Raw genomic sequence first — 1,404 nt, forward strand, 5'->3', positions numbered from 1 at the left:
TCTTCGCCGATTCTGTGGACGTGGATCAGGTTGGTCGAGCCTACGGTGCCCGGCGGCGACCCCGCCACGATCACGACGAGTTCACCCTTCTGGTACCGGCCCAACCCCAGCAACGCGTTGTCGACCTGCCGCACCATCGCATCCGTGCTGTCGACCGGATCGACGATGAACGTCTCCGTCCCCCACGTCAACGACAACTGCGACCGCACCTCCGGCAACGGCGTGAACGCCAGCAACGGCAACGGCGTATGCAACCGCGCCAACCGCCGGACCGTGTCCCCGGACTGCGTGAACGCCACCAACGCCTTCGCATCCAACCGCTCCCCGATGTCACGGGCCGCGTACGAAATCACCCCCCGCTTGGTCCGCGGCACATGCGTCAACGGCGGCACCTGCGTGGACTCGTTCTCCACCGCCTCCACGATCCGCGCCATCGTGCGCACCGTCTCCATCACATACTTCCCCACCGACGTCTCACCGGAGAGCATCACCGCATCCGCACCGTCGAGGACCGCGTTCGCCACATCCGAGGCCTCCGCGCGGGTCGGCCGCGAGTTCTCGATCATCGACTCCAGCATCTGCGTCGCCACGATCACCGGCTTCGCGTTCTCCCGCGCGATCTGAATCGCCCGCTTCTGCACCAGCGGCACCTGCTCGAGCGGCAACTCCACCCCCAGATCACCCCGGGCGACCATCACCGCGTCGAACGCCAGCACGATCGCCTCGAGGTTGTCGATCGCCTCCGGCTTCTCCAGCTTCGCGATCACCGGGATCCGCCGACCCACCCGGTCCATCACCGCGTGCACCAACTCCACATCCGCCGGCGACCGCACGAACGAGAGCGCGATGAAATCGACTCCCAACCCGAGCGCGAACTCGAGGTCGGCGATGTCCTTCTCCGACAACGCCGGGACCGACACGTTCATCCCCGGCAGCGACACACCCTTGTTGTTCGACACCGGGCCGCCCTCGGTGACCCGGCAGATCACGTCGTTGCCCTCCACCCCGGACACGACGAGACCGACCTTGCCGTCGTCGACCAGCAGCCGATCGCCCGGCTTCGCGTCCTCGGCCAACTGCTTGTAGGTGGTCGAGACCCGGTCGTGGGTGCCCTCGCACTCGTCGACGGTGATCCGCACCTCCTCACCGTTGGCCCACGTGGTGCGACCCTCCGCGAACCGGCCCAACCGGATCTTCGGGCCCTGCAGATCGGCCAGGACACCGACCGCCTTGCCCGTCGCGTCCGAGGCCGCCCTCACGCGTTTGTAGTTCTCCTCGTGGTCGGCGTGCTCGCCGTGGCTGAAATTCAGCCGGGCCACGTCCATACCGCTTTCGACGAGCTCGCGAATACGGTCACCGGTGGCGGTAGCAGGTCCAAGTGTGCATACGATCTTCGTGCGTCGG

The 1,404-nt window shown here is 66.9% G+C and carries 1 protein-coding gene; it reads right to left on the minus strand.

The genetic code is table 11. From position 1 onward, the window contains the following. The coding region (pyk, locus tag MLGJGCBP_RS21255; protein ID WP_160097900.1) for a pyruvate kinase at positions 1 to 1,404 on the minus strand (1,404 nt) is incomplete at both ends.

It is taken from the genome of Rhodococcus sp. T7, assembly GCF_009872365.1.
In the GTDB taxonomy this organism is placed as follows: Bacteria; Actinomycetota; Actinomycetes; order Mycobacteriales; family Mycobacteriaceae; genus Rhodococcus_F.